13 protein-coding genes are annotated in these 16,966 nt (G+C 62.8%); 9 read left to right on the top strand and 4 right to left on the bottom strand.

What is annotated here, in order from left to right; genetic code table 11:
• The first annotated feature begins 610 nt into the window (after positions 1-610).
• On the top strand, positions 611-2,398 hold the full coding sequence (locus CI15_RS20250) for a hypothetical protein (RefSeq protein WP_174543247.1): 1,788 nt from the start codon (positions 611-613) through the stop codon (positions 2,396-2,398).
• 22 nt (positions 2,399-2,420) lie between these two features.
• On the opposite strand, the gene CI15_RS36580 is transcribed toward CI15_RS20250, so the two are convergent.
• Both CI15_RS36580 and CI15_RS35520 read right to left on the bottom strand, forming a co-directional pair.
• The gene (locus CI15_RS36580) at positions 2,421-3,116 is read right to left on the bottom strand and encodes a ferredoxin reductase domain-containing protein (protein WP_075643741.1); all 696 of its coding nucleotides are present in this window, start codon (positions 3,114-3,116) and stop codon (positions 2,421-2,423) included.
• A gap of 849 nt (positions 3,117-3,965) precedes the next feature.
• The gene (locus CI15_RS35520; RefSeq protein ID WP_075643740.1) at positions 3,966-4,334 is read right to left on the bottom strand and encodes an NUDIX hydrolase; all 369 of its coding nucleotides are present in this window, start codon (positions 4,332-4,334) and stop codon (positions 3,966-3,968) included.
• Positions 4,335-4,581: 247 nt separating this feature from the next.
• Between CI15_RS35520 and CI15_RS20240 the strand changes: the two genes are divergently transcribed.
• Positions 4,582-5,520: a CHAD domain-containing protein gene (locus tag CI15_RS20240; RefSeq protein ID WP_062130220.1), complete on the top strand. Its 939-nt coding sequence runs from the start codon at positions 4,582-4,584 to the stop codon at positions 5,518-5,520.
• A 106-nt stretch (positions 5,521-5,626) separates the two neighbouring features.
• Here the strand turns inward: CI15_RS20240 and CI15_RS20235 are convergent, their stop codons facing one another.
• Positions 5,627-5,932 (bottom strand): hypothetical protein, encoded by a 306-nt coding sequence (locus CI15_RS20235; RefSeq protein ID WP_062130218.1) that lies wholly within the window; start codon positions 5,930-5,932, stop codon positions 5,627-5,629.
• A gap of 205 nt (positions 5,933-6,137) precedes the next feature.
• A complete protein-coding gene (locus tag CI15_RS20230; RefSeq protein WP_062130216.1) occupies positions 6,138-8,618 on the bottom strand; it encodes a GcvT family protein in 2,481 nt (826 codons plus the stop codon).
• A gap of 371 nt (positions 8,619-8,989) precedes the next feature.
• Between CI15_RS20230 and CI15_RS20225 the strand changes: the two genes are divergently transcribed.
• The 7 genes from CI15_RS20225 (at position 8,990) to CI15_RS20195 (ending at position 16,954) form a co-directional block, all read left to right on the top strand.
• The gene (locus CI15_RS20225) at positions 8,990-9,919 is read left to right on the top strand and encodes a DeoR/GlpR family DNA-binding transcription regulator (protein ID WP_062130214.1); all 930 of its coding nucleotides are present in this window, start codon (positions 8,990-8,992) and stop codon (positions 9,917-9,919) included.
• A complete protein-coding gene (locus tag CI15_RS20220) occupies positions 9,909-10,730 on the top strand; it encodes a DeoR/GlpR family DNA-binding transcription regulator (protein ID WP_062130213.1) in 822 nt (273 codons plus the stop codon). Before CI15_RS20225 ends, CI15_RS20220 begins: the two co-directional genes overlap by 11 nt.
• A 1-nt stretch (position 10,731) precedes the next feature.
• Positions 10,732-11,577, top strand: a complete 846-nt coding sequence (locus CI15_RS20215) for an EamA family transporter (protein ID WP_062130211.1) — start codon at positions 10,732-10,734, stop codon at positions 11,575-11,577.
• Positions 11,578-11,895: 318 nt separating this feature from the next.
• The gene (locus tag CI15_RS20210) at positions 11,896-13,053 is read left to right on the top strand and encodes a 2-aminoethylphosphonate--pyruvate transaminase (protein WP_062130210.1); all 1,158 of its coding nucleotides are present in this window, start codon (positions 11,896-11,898) and stop codon (positions 13,051-13,053) included.
• 11 nt (positions 13,054-13,064) lie between these two features.
• Entirely contained in the window at positions 13,065-14,336 is a 1,272-nt protein-coding gene (gene phnA / locus CI15_RS20205) for a phosphonoacetate hydrolase (protein WP_062130418.1), read from the top strand.
• 76 nt (positions 14,337-14,412) lie between these two features.
• Positions 14,413-15,861, top strand: a complete 1,449-nt coding sequence (gene phnY / locus CI15_RS20200; protein ID WP_062130208.1) for a phosphonoacetaldehyde dehydrogenase — start codon at positions 14,413-14,415, stop codon at positions 15,859-15,861.
• Between the two features lie 61 nt (positions 15,862-15,922).
• Positions 15,923-16,954, top strand: coding sequence for a 2-aminoethylphosphonate ABC transporter substrate-binding protein (locus CI15_RS20195; protein ID WP_062130206.1), 1,032 nt, complete (start codon positions 15,923-15,925; stop codon positions 16,952-16,954).
• Positions 16,955-16,966 lie beyond the last annotated feature (12 nt).

Genomic DNA, 16,966 nt, shown 5'->3' with positions numbered 1-16,966 from the left:
GCCCTCTTCCGCTCGCGTACAGCCGATTCGCGAGCACTCGCCGTCTCCGCCGTCAACAAGCCGCGCCACGGTGCTCGTCGCGTGCTTACGCTGCGGGTGGATGTCTTTGCGATCGGGCGTGTACGCGAAGCACACAAAAAAAGCCCACCTAACCAAGTGGGCTTGAGCGAGCCTGAAACTATTGCTCAAAAAAGGGGACTCCAGACAGGGCGATTGAATCATCACATGACGCCCCGCCTCTCCGCGCACGCTCTAGTCGTGTGTTCATTTTGACGCGACTCTGTCGGACGCGGTCGAATCCTGATCCAGGTCCACCGCTGCACAGACAACGTGCGATTCCCTCGCCTTCACCCGTAGAGTGAAATCTACCCGCCGTGCTTCCATTGCAGGAAGAACGATTTTATTTCCGCACGACCCTCCTCCCCCGCGTCGTCTGTGCCGACAGACAGGCATGACCAGCCGGACGAAGTGAAGCGTCGCAACGAAAGACCGCGCGCGGCCGGCCATCGAATGTCCTGAACGGCTCACGCGACGCCCTCGCGATCCGCAGGACTCCCCGACTTCTCTCCAGTATTTTTGGGGCCGCCTCGCGGCAGCCCCCTCTATTGTCATGATTGGACGACGACAATTTCTTGGTTGTCTCACCGCGCTCGGCGGAAGCGTCGTATTGAGCGCGTGTGGGGGTGGTGGTAGCGGTACTGCCGATGTCGGCGGCTCTTCCACCGGTAATTCCGCGAGTCCGTCGGGCACGACCGCAGCGCCCTCTACGGGCACGACAAGCTCCGGCATCGCGACTTCGCCGGGTACGGCCACCACCGGTATGACCACCTCGACCGGTGGCGGGACGACGGTGGTGAACGGCTCGTCGCCGGCGCCCTCAAGTGGAACGGTGTCCACCGATCCGTCCGGCTCGAGTTCGGGTTCGGGCGACACCTCCGGCAATCCCTCAGACTCGAGCTCTGGATCTTCGAGCAACGCATCGAGCGCATCGCCACAGAACACGACCATCCCGCCGGCGACGGTCATCTTCGACAGTCAGAACGCGTCGTGGACAATGGTCGACGGGTCTGTCTACAGAAACGGGGCCGCGGCAGGCAACACCTACAACGTCTCGTTGATACTCTGGTACGGAGGCGCGATCTATCACGAGGGAACAGGCGGTCAGTTTTACGGATGGAATGGTTCCGGATGGCAATCGTGCAATGACCCGCGTTTGGGCGGCACCTCCGCCGACGGCACCTCGATCCCTCCCGCGTCGTATCTGATCGACAAAGTCGGCGCGATATGGACCGTTGAGAACGGTATCGTGTACCGCAATCGGAGTGCCGTCGGTACGATGTCGAATGCCGCGCTTCTACTGTGGTACGGCGGCAAGTTCTGGGCACAATCGACCGGCGGCCAGTTCTATGTGTGCGCCGATGCCGATCAATGGTTGCCATGCAACGATCCGCGCATCGTGACCCCTGCGTCAGCGGGTTCGTTTCACGGTATCAACGGGCACTACGACTACCTGTATTCGACGACACAGCTCGTGTCGATCATCAAAACTCTCGGTTGCTCCACGTACCGGCTCAGCTGTACCGACTACCCGCCGCAACTCGCCGCCGTCGTGGCATTGGCCCAGGCATTCCAGCCGGCGGGCTTGAACCTTTTCGTGCTGATCGACACCGGCATCTACGACAGCAACGGCAACCTCTTCACGAGTGAATCGGCGGCCTATACGCGGGGCTTCAATTGCGCGGTAGCTGTCGCGACGGCGTTGCAACCCTACGGCGTGACCATGTATGAATGCGGCAACGAGCTGACGCGTGCCAGCGGGATCATTCTCGATTCGACCAACGCTGGAACCAGCGCGGCCGATTTCAACAATACGAACTGGCCGCTGATGCGCGGCGCGATGCGCGGCATGATCGACGGGGCAAAGTCCGTGCAGGCGGATGCCAAATGCGGCATCAATTTTTGCGTCGCGGATACCGGTGCATCCGACGCTCTGTGGGACGGCAAGCAGCCCGATGGGACGAGCGGTCATCCAACGGTACGGTGGGACTTGACGACCTGGCACAACTACGAGGTGTACGGCGACATCTTCGATATCGGTTCCGACGGGTCCGGCCCGGGGTTCGATTTGCCCACCTACTGCAAGGCCCGATATGGCGTCCCCTTCATGATTTCGGAGTGGAACACGGGGCCGGAGAAGACTGAGACATACCGGGCCGACTACATCACATCTCGCCTGCTCAGTTACTATCAGGCGAGAAAGACGAAGAACATTCAATCGGCGATGTATTACGAGCTCGATAGCGGTGACGCTACTTACGGTCTGATGATCAATGGCACGGTGCTTCCGCTTCCGTATAACGCCTTCGCGAGTTTTATCGCGAGCCATCCTGATACTTGAGCGTCCGGCCTGTCGATAGATTTCAGGTCATGCGGCTTCTGTCACCCAGAAAGATTTGGTGAATGTTCTCTTTGTAGACCCACTCCCGAGCGCGCCGACGGATGAAGTCCATAAAAGGCGGCGGTCCACTGCAATAAACCTGCGAGTTCGCATGAGTTGGACCAAGCGCGTGAGCGACCTCTTGCGCGATTTCTTCGTCGGACAACCCGAAGTGATGAAAGACTTTTCCATGCACTCGTACTCCATCCAACTGATCGCGGAATACGGCTCGCTCGGGCGTGCGAGCGAAGTTGTGTAACTCGAAGGATATGCCAAACGCAGCGAGCCTACGGGCTACTCCCGCAATGGCCGCAATACCTATTCCGCCTCCGAGGAGAATATAGCGAGCGCCGGTATTGACCGTCACTGGTGTAATGCGTGGCTTTCCGACGAGAATCTCGTCCCCATCCTTCAAAGTCAGGTCAAAGTCAGGCCGCTCATCGTCGTGCCTGCCCCCGGTCCTCATTCCTATCACGTAGACATCGCGCCGTGTTGATGAGCGGCACAGCGGATAGGTTTTGACAACGCCGCTTGAGCCTCTTCGCATCGTGTCCACTAATGCGCCGTCGCCGAATGCCGGTAACTCCGACCGTACGCGTGCCTGCACCTCGACAGCGGAATAGCCCTGCGCAATCTCTCTTGTTCCGATCACGAAGGTAGCGGTCATATTCTCTTGCATGTCATCTCCGATAGGTATGCCGGTACGCGCCCCTAGCAGTGCGTTCTTTACAGAAAGAGTGGGTTGCTCAGGCGTCGGGGTGTCGATTGAGCTCAGAGTAGGACGGGGCTGCGATGAGGACAAGACGCGCTGGCCGAATGCCTTCTATATGTTTCCGGCCATGTTCGAGCTTCAGTTTCCTGGCGTTCGCCGGCCAATACTTAATACATAAGAGACGTCGTTCGCGCTGTGTAGTGTTGGCTTCGGACCGTCGCGCCGGGTCAAGGTGTGGGGTTGGTCCCACCAATCCGGCCCCACGTCGCGTCTGTCGCGAAAGCAATCGACGCATGTGCTGCCGCCCGGTGGCGCGCTCCGCTGACCGTCGCTGCCGTCGGCACGGCCTTTGCATACAGAGGCCGCATCAACCGGAGATAGCCATGATGCGGCGTTTTGCGGACTTCGCTCCCAAGCAAACAGTTCGAGGCAGTGCGGCTCTACTTGCTGCCGCCCTACTCATCGCGATATGCGGCACTGGAATCGCGGCATTCGCTGGCCTGCTTCCACAATCCGACGGCGTAGCGACTGCGGTGACTGCTACGCCGCTAGTAGAAATGCAGACCTTGATGAGTCTCATCGAATCGGGTCCGGCCGACGCCTCTGCGACTCCTGATTAAGCTGGCATTCGGTTCCGCGCCGAAGCTGGGGACACTGCTGTCAGCGTTTCCCACTACATGGCGCACCTTGGATGGCGCATGCAGCACGCTTTCTGATTCGGCTTTGGGGGCAAACGGACTGGAAACGCGACGGCCTACACCTGAGGACGCTGATGGAAAATTCGCGGGCCGTCGTGTATCGGGCTGAATAGCTGGGCTATTTCCGACGTCGCTGACTGATGAGCTTCACGATATCGTTTGTCGGCCCACTGGTTATGAGGCGCGGGATGTCGTCGACGTGAACCCAGCGGCACCTGGATATTTCGTTACTCGGGCGCGCTTTGGCGCGATTCGAGATTTCGCACGAAAACACGTGATGGTGCTTCTGCTTGCCACGGAAGTCGAAGAGGTGTTTGGCTGACCTCCCGGACAATTGGGTTTCTTCCTTGAGTTCCCGAAGTGCGGCATCCGAGCGATGTTCTCCACGCTTGAGGATCCCGCCCGGCAAAACCCATTTTGATTGACTACGTGCGACCAGGAGGATTCGCTTACCTCTGCGACAAATCACGGTGGCGCGTTTCTTCAAACCGGACTCCCACTTATGCGGAGATATTTTCCAGGCACACTCGGCGCAGCAGCGTATCGGCCGGTGCCAGACTTAGCTCAGTATCCTAATACAGAACGGCAGAAGCGGGTAATGTTGTGAAACGATTTTGACGTACGCGCGACAAGAAAAAGCACCTGTATTTCATCAAAGCGTCACAATATCGGCGCTAGCAATTGGATATGGTAAGGTCTGGCAACGTCTAATATTTGTCCGACTCGAGGCTTCAATGGATATGGATGGTGACTGGTCCTTGCCGCGGCCAAACACGCTCTTCAAAGTCAATAGCCGGCCTGCCGGTACCTCACTCTCCAAAAAGAGTTCTATCGCCACTACCTTCTCGTCACTGGCCACGCCGGTCGTGGCCGAAGCAGTGCAGAGGGCGAAAGAGCTATCCACAAAGACCGATGTGGAGGGGTTTCATCAGCTTCGGGTCGCTTTCAGAAAGCTTCGGGCTTTGTACTGGGCGTACTCCCCATACCTCGGAGAGGAGGCGACCGCGCAAGCCACCGAAGAACTCAAACGTCTCGCGGCGGTGGCCGGCGGAACGCGCGACTGGGACATTGCACGCGATCTGCTCGACACCGCGCAGAAATCAGGCGCATCGATCGAACCGCTCGTGGCCGCAGCACGCGAGAAGCGCGCACAGGCGGTGGTGCATAGCCAGACCATGATCAGAAGCGACGAAGTGGAGGCGTTCCTGAACGATGCCCTGCTTCGCGCGCAAACCACACTGCAATCGCGTTGCAACGATCTCCCCATTCGGGCGTTCGCCGAGAAGCGCGTCCGCCTGGCGCAGCGAACGCTTCAAAAGCGAAGCAGATACGCGGCACGTAGCGAGACCACGCACGAGGAAGATCTTCACGACGTTCGAAAGGCGGGCAAGAAGCTGCGGTACCTGCTCGAGTTCTTTCAACCCGTTATCAAGGGCGGGCACGGTCGCACCATCAAGGAGTTGACGTCCGTGCAAAACAAGCTGGGGCAGTTCAACGACATTGCCGCAAGCGAGACGCTGATTCGCAGTGCGTCATTCGACGAGGTTCCGCCCGAGGTGGTGCAGGCGTCGCTGCAGTGGCTGGAAACGCAGAAGTGCCGGCGAATGCGTGCGGCGTCGCGGCGGGTCCGAGCTATTTCTGGCGGAGACGGGCGCGCCTCGGCACGCGGATGAAATCGGTGCGTCGCCCCAACGGGGGCGACGGCATCGACATGAACATCGGGGTGGGCAGCATGGAGCAGTCGATTGACGATCTTGGCGAGTTGGCCATTGGCGATCGTCAGCGTTTCGTGGCGTCATCCTCGGGTGCGTCCTTGTCGACGAACTCGACGTCGACGGTCCGGCCGTCGTCGCCGAACGCGCGCGCCTGCCGGCGCAGCGCGCGCGTCTTCCACCACAGATACCCGATGGCGATCGTGCCCACCCCGAACAACACAGCGAGCACCACCACGGACACCATCGCGGCAGCCACGAGCACGATCACGCTCAGAACCGCAGCCAGCAATCGGCCGAACCATCCAGAACCGCCGATCCGGATCCCTTTCTCGTATGTCACGCGCCGAGGCGGCGGTCTGTCGTTCTGCATCTCGTTGGTCCGAACACTTGTCGAGGGAAATTTCGCTAACGCGATGCTAGCACTTTCCCCCCGCCTCCAGCCGTGAGGACCACGCAAGCTCGCGGGGAGGTCCCGATCAAAGAAAACTTACATCACGACATGATGTTTTACCGACAGTCAGGAAGCACCACACAGGTCTGCGTGTCCGAAAGCTCGCCTCCAGATGACGACACCCTCAGCCCTTCACACGCTCGGATCGCGAATCATACGGCGCCTTCAGATGAACGGTCGCCTTCACCTGTTCGCCCGCCACGTCGATCGTGTAGTGCCCTTCAGTGAGCCAGCCGGCATCGGCGGCACCGTCCGCGCGACTCACGAAGCCCATCGCGACCGGACACCGCAACGTATGCCCGAAAGCGGCAGACGTCACCGCCCCTACCGGCTCACCGTCGCGCAAAATGGCTTCCCCGCCCCACAGCATCAGAGATTCGGCGCCGTCGACGGTCAGAATCACGAGACGTCTTTGCAACGGCGCTTCGCGCAACCGCAACAGGGCGTCGCGACCACGGAACGCGATGTCCTTGTCGAGCTTGCAGGCAAAGCCGAGACCTGCCTCGAACGGATTGCAATCGGGTGAGAGCTCGCGGCCCCACGCCCGATAACCCTTTTCGATCCGCAGCGATTCGATCGCGTAGTAGCCGGCGTTGACGAGACCGAATGGTTTGCCGGCCGCGTGCAACGTCTCATAGACACCCACCGCCAATTCGACCGGCACATACAACTCCCAGCCTAGTTCGCCCACGTAGGTGAGGCGCGTCGCCCGCACGGTCGCGTAGCCGATGTCGACTTCGCGGCTCTGGCCGAACGCAAAAGCCTCGTTGCTCCAGTCCGCCTTCGACACGCTTTGCAGCAGCGCGCGAGCATGCGGTCCCATCACGGCGAGCACCGCGTATTGCCCGGTAACGTCGACGACAACGCAGTGGTGCTCGGGCGCAATCGCCTTCTCCAGATAGTCGAGATCGCGCGTTGCCTGCGCCGAGCCCGTCACGATCAGGTATTGGTCGTCGGCGAGGCGGGTCAGCGTGACATCGGATTCATAGGTGCCGCGCTCGTTGAGCACGCCGGTGTAGACGGTGGTGCCGGGCGGCACGGCAACGTCGTTCGCTACGATGCCTTGCAGCACCGCTTCGGCGTCGCGCCCCTTGACGAGCAGTTTCGCGAACGAGGTCATGTCGAAGAGCGCGACCCCTTCGCGGCAGGCACGGTGCTCCGCCCCGCTCCACGGCAGCCAGTTCTGCTGACCGAACGCGTAGTCGATGCGCGCCTCGGCTGGACTTGGCGCGAAGAAATTCGGCCGCTCCCAACCCATCTTGCTGCCGAAGCATGCGCCCTCGTCGCGCAATTGCGCATAGAGCGGCGAGCGCCGGAACGGCCGCGCTGTGTCGAGCTCGCGATTCGGCCAAGGCATCGCGTAGTGCAGGCCGAGCGTTTCCTTCACGCGATCATGCAGCCAGGTGTCATTGCCATTGAAGCGCGCAAAGCGGCGGATGTCCACGGGCCACAAGTCCATGGTCGGCTCACCGGCGACGATCCACTCGGCGAGCGCCATGCCCGCGCCGCCCGCCGACGCGATGCCCATCGAGTTGAAGCCGGCGCCCACGAAAAAGCCGCGCAGCTCCGGCGCCTCGCCGAGAATGAAGTTGTTGTCGGGCGTGAACGATTCGGGCCCGTTGTAGAACTGCTTGACCTGCGCGGTTTCGAGCGCCGGTACGCGCACGAGCGCGTTTTCCATCAGGATCTCGAACTGATCCCAGTCATCGGGCAGAAGCTGAAACTCGAAGTTCTCGGGGATGCCCGCCATGCCCCACGGCTTCGCATTCGGCTCGAAGCCGCCCATCACGAGGCCGCCCACTTCCTCCTTGAAATAGATGAAGCCGTCCGGATCGCGCATCACGGGCAGGTCGCGATGCACGCCGGGGATCTGCTCGGTGACGATGTAGTAGTGCTCGGCCGAATGCAGCGGCACCGTGACGCCGCACAGCCGCCCGACCGCCTTGGCCCACTGGCCGGCGCAGTTGACCACGATGTCCGCATGCAGCGTCCCTTCGGCACCGTCCTTGCGGCGCCATGTGACGCCACAGGCCTCGCGGCCTCGACGCGTCATGCGGGTCTGCACTGCGGTGATGCGAACGTTCTCGACGATGCGCGCGCCGCGCATGCGTGCCCCGCGCGCGAGCGACTGCGTCAGATCGGTGGGGTTTGCCTTGCCGTCGCCCGGCAGCCAGACCGCGCCGAGCAGATCGTCGGTGCGCATCACCGGCCATAGCTCGCCGGCCTCGCGCGGCCCGATGACTTCGCAGGTAACACCGTAAGCGCGAGCGACTGCCGCGGTGCGTTTGAGCTGGGTCATGCGCTCTGCCGTGCGCGCGACCGACAGCGAGCCGCACTGTTTCCAGCCTGTGGCGAGACCTGTTTCGGCTTCGAGTTCCGCATAGAGCTTCGTCGAGTAGCGAATCAGCCTGGTCATGCTTTCCTGAGCCCGCAGTTGCCCAACGAGACCGGCCGCATGCCAGGTGGTACCGCAGGACAGTTGCCCCTGTTCGAGCAGGACGATGTCGGTCCAGCCGAGCTTCGTCAGGTGCCAGGCCACCGAGCAGCCGACGATGCCGCCGCCAATGATGACGACTCGCGCCTGGCTAGGGATTTCCGTGGACATCAGGTCACCTCCGCGTGGAAATGTGTGGCTCTTTGTGGAAAACGATGTGGCTGAAGCTTGCAACAAAAAACGGCAAAAAACAACATAAAAACAAGCTCCGCTTCGATGGCAACTTGCTAGATGCAGAAAAAAAAATCCACGCGTAACGCAATAGCAGCGGCGGGTTTGGCGAAATGAAGGGATCGCACGTGACGTTGGATTCAAGGCACAGCCAGCGGCCGCCTTAGCGCACCTCACACAGCGATCGAACCTCGAAAAAATCCAAATGACGTGGAATTATGTGTTATTTTGTGGCTCCATGATGGTCGAAACTCGGCGTGCTATCGCGCGCCGCGCCGAGGCCCCTTTCTGTTTTTGTCACCCTGCTCGCCATGTATCCGTTGCTACGCCGTGCAGAAATTCTGCGGATCGCCCAGTCTCAGGGCACCACGTCGATTAGCCAGCTCGCGCAGGCGCTCGCCGTCTCCGACGAAACGATCCGACGCACCGTCAAACCGCTGATCGAAGAAGGGCTGCTCGTCAAGGTGCACGGCGGTGTGATGCTGCCCAGCCACCTGGAAGAGTCGCCGTTCCGGCGCCGCATGCACGAGTACCAGGCTGAGAAGCTGCACGTCGCGCAGCAGATTGGCGAGCTGGTGCAAGACGGCGATTCGCTGATCCTCGACAGCGGCACCACCTGCACGCACATCGCTCAGGCGCTGCGCAGTCGCTCGCGGCTCACGGTGGTCACCAACTCCGCGGCCATCGCCAGCCTGCTTGCGCAGCACAACGGCAATCGCGTGTTCATGGCAGGCGGCGAGCTTTGCGCGGACGACGCCGCTTCGCTCGGCGAGTCGGTGCTCGCCTATATCCGGCAGTTTCACGTCAAGTACGCGATCGTCTCAGTCACGGCCGTCGATGCCGAGGGGCGCCTGATGGACGCGCAGCCCTGGGACGTCGAGTTCGCGCGCGCGGCGTTCGGGCAGGCACGGCAGCGAGTCGTCGTCGCTGTGCATCCGAAGTTCGATCACAGCGCGCTGGTGCTCGCCATGAGCGCCAACGAGATCGACATGCTCGTCACCGATGCACCGCTGGAAGCGCGCTTTGCGCGGGTCTTCGCCGCGGCCGGCGTGGAGGTACGCTATCCAGGCAGCGCGACCGGACCGATGGCCGCGACCCGCGACGCGCAAACGCCAATGGCGCCTCCGCTGGCAGGCGCGTCCGCCGAGCTTGCGCGCGATCCACACGACGACGCCACCTGCCAACCCGCTAGCGCCCCTATCGCCGACGAAGCGCACGGAGTCCAACACCATGCTCGATAACCGACCAACGCCGCCCGTGCCGACTTCGCTGACCCCGAACCGCCGGCTCGCGATCGAGCGCATCGACTACATTCTGCAAAGCCTCGAAGCGAGCGGCTCGGTCAGCGTCGCGAACCTGTCGGCGACGCTCTGCGTCTCGCGCGAGACGATCCGGCGCGATCTGAAGACCCTCGCGGAACAGGGCCGTGCGAATCTGGTCCACGGCGGCGCGGCGCGCCCGTCGGTCGCCGAACCCTCACTGGCAAGCCGCGAGGCAGCCAACGCACTGGGCAAGGCGGCCATTGGCGCCGCAGCCGCGCGACTCGTCTCGGACGGGATGGTCGTGCTGCTCGACTCAGGCTCCACCACCCTGGCGTTAGCCGAGGCGCTCCAGCATCACCGCGATCTCACCGTGATCACGAACAGCCTGCCGATCGCACTGATGCTGTGCCGTGCGCCCGGCGTGAAAGTCGTCGTGCTCGGCGGCGACATCGATCCGAACGATGAAGCCGCGTTCGGCGTCGAAACCATGACGGCCCTCAGCCATTTCCGCGTCGATCTGGTTTTTCTCGGGGTGGGTGGCATCTCGCCGGAAGGCGAATTCACCGACTACTCCCGGCTCGCGGCCGAGCAACGTCATCTGATGATGAAGTCGGGCAAGAAGGTTTATGTGCTCGCAGACCACAGCAAATTCGAACAGGACACGCCCGTGCGCATCGCCTCCGTGCCGCATATCGCCGGCCTCATCGTCGACTCGGAACCGCCCGCGGGCATCGTGCGCGCCTGCGCCGAACAGGGCCGGGAAATCATCGTCGCCGTTCGCCATAGCTAGGATGACACTACCCGTCTTTATCGCCGTGCTGTCGGCCGCGCTGCTGCATGCCGGCTGGAACGCCTTGATCAAGCTGCGGCTCGATCCTTTTCTGGCGATGACCTTGATCTGTGTGGCGTGCAGTTTGATCGCGCTGCCGTCGCTGGCGTTCACCGGGTTCGCTCGCCCTGCCGCGTGGCCTTGGGTGGCTGCATCGGTGGCGCTTCATTTCGGTTACTACGTGTGTCTGAGCGAGGCGTACCGTCGTGCCGACATGAGCCAGATCTACCCGATTGCGCGTGGCTGCGCTCCGCTGATGACCGCGCTCGTTTCCCTCACGATACTGCGCGAGACGATGAGCGCCGGCAGCGTCACGGGCGTCCTGTTGCTCGGCAGCGGCGTTCTGCTGCTGTCGCTGCGCGGCCATCATCACGACGCCTCGAAAAACCGTGTCGCGCTCGGCTTCGCGCTGCTCACGGCGATGACGATCGCAGGCTACACGGTCGTCGACGGCGTGGGCGCGCGAACGGCCGGCGACCCCAATGCCTATGCGGCGACCCTGTTCGTCTTCGATGCGTTGCCGATGCTGACGCTTTGCCTCTACCGCCATGGGCTCGCCGGCATGGCGCCGATGCGGCGTTTCCTGCTGCCGGGCTTCGCAGGAGGCGCGATGTCGCTGGCGGCCTACTGGATCGTGATCTGGGCCATGACGCTCGCCCCCATCGCACTTGTCGCGGCAGTACGCGAGACGAGCGTGGTGTTCGCCGGTTTCATCGCCGTGTACGTGCTGAAGGAACCCTTCAGCCGCGTGCGGGCTGCGGCCGCCACATTGACGCTGGCCGGCCTCGCGTTGATGCGGCTTTTTTGAGCGCAGCCGCAGGCGCCAGTCCCGGCGCGAGCGGCGCGCTCCTCCTCATCGGCTGAGCGATGACGCGAGCGGTCAACTCGCTCACCTTCTCGAAACCGGTCACCTCGCCCCTCCCCTCCACGCTTGCCCTGTGCGGGTTTATCCCGAGCGCAGGCGGTTTTCCCATATCTGTCGCGGACTTAGCCACCGTGTCCAGCGGTCTTTTCGCGTCGCACGCGAATGTGGCAATTTTTGGCGTCTTGACGGTTTTTGTTGCATCTCCTAGAGTGCCTTCCAAGCACTTACGCAATACCCGATTCGACCCACCAGGAGACATCGATGACCGGTTCCACGTATGCCTCGCCGGCTTGTTCCGAAACTGGCGATCCACTGCTGCTCACCCCTGGCCCGCTCACCACCTCGCGCACCGTCAAGACCGCGATGGTTCACGATTGGGGTTCCCGCGATGCCAACTTCATCGAGATCAATCGCTCGGTGCTCGCGCGCCTCGCCGCAATCGCCAACGGCGGCAACGACTGGGTGAGCGTGCCGATGCAGGGCTCGGGCACCTTCGCCGTCGAGGCGATGCTCACGACCTTCGTGCCGCCCGGCGGCGAGGTGCTGGTGCTGATCAACGGCGCCTACGGCAAGCGTGCCAAACGCATCCTCGAGATCGCCGGTCGCAAGACCGTCGTACACGAAACGGCCGAAGACACGCCGCCCGACCTCGCCCAGATCGAGAAAGTGCTAGCCGCCACGCCCTCGATCACGCACGTGTTCGCGGTCCATTGCGAAACCACTGCGGGCATCCTCAATCCGATCGCGCAGATCGGCGCGATCGCGGCTCGCTACGGAAAGGGCTATCTGCTCGATTCGATGAGCGCGTTCGGCGCGCTGCCGGTCGACGTGCAGACGATGCATATCGATGCCGTCGCCGCTTCATCGAACAAGTGCATCGAAGGCGTGCCGGGCCTTGGCTTCGTGATCTGCCGGCGCGAGGCGCTGTCGCGCGCCAAGGGCAACGCGACCACGCTCGTGCTCGATCTTCACGAGCAGTGGACCAACCTCGAAAAAACCAGCCAGTACCGCTTCACGCCGCCCACCCACGTGATCGTCGCGTTCCATCAGGCGCTCGAGGAATTCGATGCCGAAGGCGGCGTGGCCGGACGCGGCGCGCGCTATCGCAACAACTGCCGGATTCTCGTCGAAGGTATGCGTGCGCTGGGCTTCAAGCCGCTGCTGTCCGAAGCGCTGCAGGCTCCGATCATCGTGACCTTCCACATGCCCGAGGACCCGCGTTTCGAATTCCAGCGCTTTTACGACAGCCTGAAGGCGCGTGGCTATGTGATCTATCCGGGCAAGCTGACCGTCGCCGACTCGTTTCGTATCGGCTGCATCGGCCGCCTCGGCGAGCGCGAAATGCGCGCGGCGCTCAACGCGATCGCCGAAGTGCTCGACGAGATGGGCATGAACCGGGCTGTCGCCAGAACGGCATGAAGGAGGATCTGATGAGTACGCTGCAAGATACCGAACTGAACGTCAACGGCCGCGACTACCGGTTTCCGCCGGTGCCGGTCGTCGTCATCTGCCTGGATGGTTCGGAGCCGACCTATATCGAGGAAGCGGCGAAGGCCGGGCACGCGCCCAATCTCGCGAGGCTGCTGCGCACGGGCACGAATCGCATCGCGCAATGCGTGATCCCAAGCTTCACGAACCCGAACAATCTGTCGATCGTGACGGGCCGGCCGCCGAAAGTGCACGGCATCGCGGGCAACTACTTCTACGACCGCACGAGCGGCGAAGAAGTGATGATGAACGACGCCCGCTTCCTGCGCGCGCCGACGATCTTCGCGGCGTTCCACGACGCCGGCGCGAAGGTCGCGGTGGTCACCGCGAAGGACAAGCTACGCACACTGCTCGGCAAAGGGCTCGACTTCACGAGCGGCCGCGCGATTGCCTTCTCCGCCGAGAAAGCCAACGAGGCGACGCGCGCCCAAAACGGCCTGGGCGACGTGCTCGCCTACGTCGGCAAGCCGCTGCCGGATGTGTATTCGGCGGACCTGTCGGAGTTCGTCTTCGCGGCGGGCGTGAAGCTGCTCGACAGCTTCCGGCCCGATCTGATGTACCTGTCGACCACGGACTACGTGCAGCACAAGGCGGCGCCGGGCTCTCCCAAAGCCAACGCGTTCTACGCGATGTTCGACCGCTACGTCGGCGCGCTCGATGCGGCAGGCTGCGTGCTGGCCATCACCGCCGATCACGGCATGAACGACAAACATCGCGCGGACGGTGTGCCCGACGTGCTGTATCTGCAGGACCTGTTCGACGCATGGACCGGCCCGGGCCGCTCGCGCGTGATCCTGCCGATCACCGATCCGTACGTCGCGCATCACGGTGCGCTCGGTTCTTTCGCGACGATCTATCTGCCCGAAGGTATCGATGCGGCGCAAGCATCGGCGCTGCTCGAACGGCTGCGCCGCACCGAGGGTATCCAGCTCGCGTTGACGAGTGCAGAGGCCTGCGAGCGCTTCGAGCTGCCGCCCGACCGGATCGGCGACGTGGTCGTGATCGGCACCCGCGCCAAGGTATTCGGCACCAGCGCCACGCGTCACGACCTGTCGGGTCTGACCGAGCCGCTGCGCTCGCATGGCGGGCTGTCGGAGGAAAACGTGCCGCTCATCGTCAATCGTAAAACCGACTGGCCGGCCGAACGCGCGCTGCGCAACTTCGACATCTTCGACGTCGCGCTGAATCACGTGTTACAGGCCGCCGCCGCATAGCGCGGCGCTCACCGTCCACGTGCCCCGCTTGCGCGGCGGCGCGCGGACCCTACCGGATCATTGAACGAGGTATTCGATGAACGTGATGACCAAACCCGCAATCAGGCAGGAATCGATGCGCATCGCCGGCCGCCACGTCAGCACCGACGAGCTGATCGAAGTCTTCAACCCGTACACGAACGAAGTCGTGGGGACGGTGCCCGCGGGCCGCCCCGAGCACGTGCAGGAAGCGTTCGCGAAAGCGCACGCATTCAAGCCGCGGCTGACGCGCTACGAGCGCCAGCGCATCCTGCAGCGCACGGCCGAGTTGCTGAGCGAGCGCAAGGAAGACTTCGCGCGCCTGATCACCGCGGAGTCGGGGCTGTGCTGGAAGGACGGACTTTATGAGGCGAGCCGCGCCTTCGACGTGTGGTCGTTCGCGGCGCAACTCACCTGCAAGGACGACGGCGAGATCTATTCCTGCGATATCAGTCCGAACGGCAAGAACCGCAAGATTTTCACGACGCGGCTGCCGCTGCTCGGCGTGATCTCGGCGATCACGCCGTTCAATCACCCGCTGAACATGGTGAGCCACAAGCTGGCGCCCGCGATCGCGACCAACAACCGCGTGGTGCTCAAGCCTACCGAGCTCACGCCGCTCACCGCGCTCGCGCTCGCCGACGTGCTCTACGAAGCGGGCCTGCCGCCGGAGATGCTCAGCGTCGTCACCGGCAATCCGCGCACGATGGGCGACGCGATGATCACCGATCCGCACGCTGATCTGATCACGTTCACCGGTTCCGTTCGAGTCGGCAAGTACATCGCGCAACACGCGGGCTATCGCCGCACGGTGCTGGAGCTCGGCGGCAACGATCCGCTGATCGTGATGGAGGATGCCGATCTCGACCGCGCAGCGCAGCTCGCGGTGACCGGTGCGACAAAAAATTCGGGGCAACGCTGCACGGCGGTCAAGCGGATTCTCGTCGTGCAAAGCGTGGCCGATGCATTCGTCGAGCGCGTGCTCGTGCATGCGAAAAAGCTGAAGTGCGGCGATCCGATGGACCCTTCCGTCGACGTGGGCACGGTCATCAACGAGGCGTCCGCGCAACTGTTCGAGCGCCGCGTGGCCGATGCGCAGACTCGCGGTGCGCGCGTGCTGTACGGCGCACCGCGCCAGGGTGCCCTGTTCCATCCGACCGTCGTCGACCATGTGCCGTATGACTGCGAGCTCGTGTACGAGGAGACCTTCGGCCCGGTAATCCCGATCATCCGCGTACCGGATGCGCTCGACGAAGTCATCCGCATTTCGAACTCGACCAACTATGGCCTGTCCTCGGGCGTCTGCACGAACCGGCTCGACTACATCACGCGCTTCGTCAGGGAACTGGAGGTCGGCACCGTGAACGTCTGGGAAGTGCCCGGCTACCGCACCGAGATGTCGCCGTTCGGCGGCATCAAGGATTCAGGCAACGGTTACAAGGAGGGCATGGTCGAGGCAATGAAGAGCTACACGAACGTGCGGACCTGGTCGATGCCCTGGGAGTGAGCGCCCGCCCGACTCCATGAACTGCTGTGCTCGTCCGAACTCAACGCAAGGAAGGATGGCTATGAAAACTCGTCTGATTGCTCTCGCGGTCTGTGCGCTCGCTCTGCCGGCGGCCCCTCTCTACGCCCAATCCGATGTCGTGACCCTGTATGCCGCGGATGGCCTGCACGACGGCTCGCCAAGCTGGTTCGGCAACCAGTTCGATGCCTTCACGAAGGCGACCGGCATCAAGGTGCAGTACATCGAGGCGGGTTCGAGCGGCGTGGTCGACCGGCTGAGCAAGGAAAAGTCGAACACCCAGGCGGACGTGCTGGTGACGCTGCCGCCATTCATGCAGAAAGCCGCGGCCGACGGCCTGCTGCAGTCCTACACGCCGGCGGCCGCCGACAAGATCGAGGCGCGCGACAAAGACCCGAAGGGCCTGTACTACGCGATGGTCGGCAACTACCCGAGCTTCATCTACAACTCCGCGGTGCTGAAGACTCCGCCCAAGACCTACGCCGAACTGCTCGCGCCGCAGTTCAAGCAGAAGATCCAGTACTCGACGCCGGGCCAGGCCGGCGACGGCACCGCGCTGATGCTGCAGACGTTCCACGCGTTCGGCGGCAAACCGGCCGGGTTCGACTATCTGCGCAAGCTGCAGACCAACAACCTTGGGCCCTCCGCATCGACCGGCAAGCTCACCGCGCTCGTCAACAAAGGCGAACTGTTCGTGGCCAACGGCGATATGCAGATGAACCTCGCCCAGATGCGCGACAACCCCAACGTCGCGATGTTCTTCCCAGCCGGACCCGATGGCCGCCGCACGACCTTCGCGTTGCCGTATTACGTCGGCCTCGTGACCGGCGCGCCGCACACCGACGCCGGCAAGAAGCTGATCGACTTCCTGTTGAGCGCGCCGGCCCAGCGCGAGGTCAGCAAGGTCGCGTACGGCTTCCCGGTGCGCACCGACGTGCATCCGGACGACAGCAACTTCCTGGCGTTGAACAAGATGCTGCAGGGCGTCGATATCTGGCAGCCCAACTGGAATCAGGTCCTGCATGAGCTGCAACCTGACGTGGCCGCCTACAACCAGGCTATTTCCATCGACTAACCGAGTCACTGA

This window comes from Paraburkholderia monticola (genome assembly GCF_001580545.1).
GTDB lineage: Bacteria > Pseudomonadota > Gammaproteobacteria > Burkholderiales > Burkholderiaceae > Paraburkholderia > Paraburkholderia monticola.
Note: the sequence above shows the minus strand (reverse complement) of the source record. Positions and strands in the feature narration are given on the sequence as shown.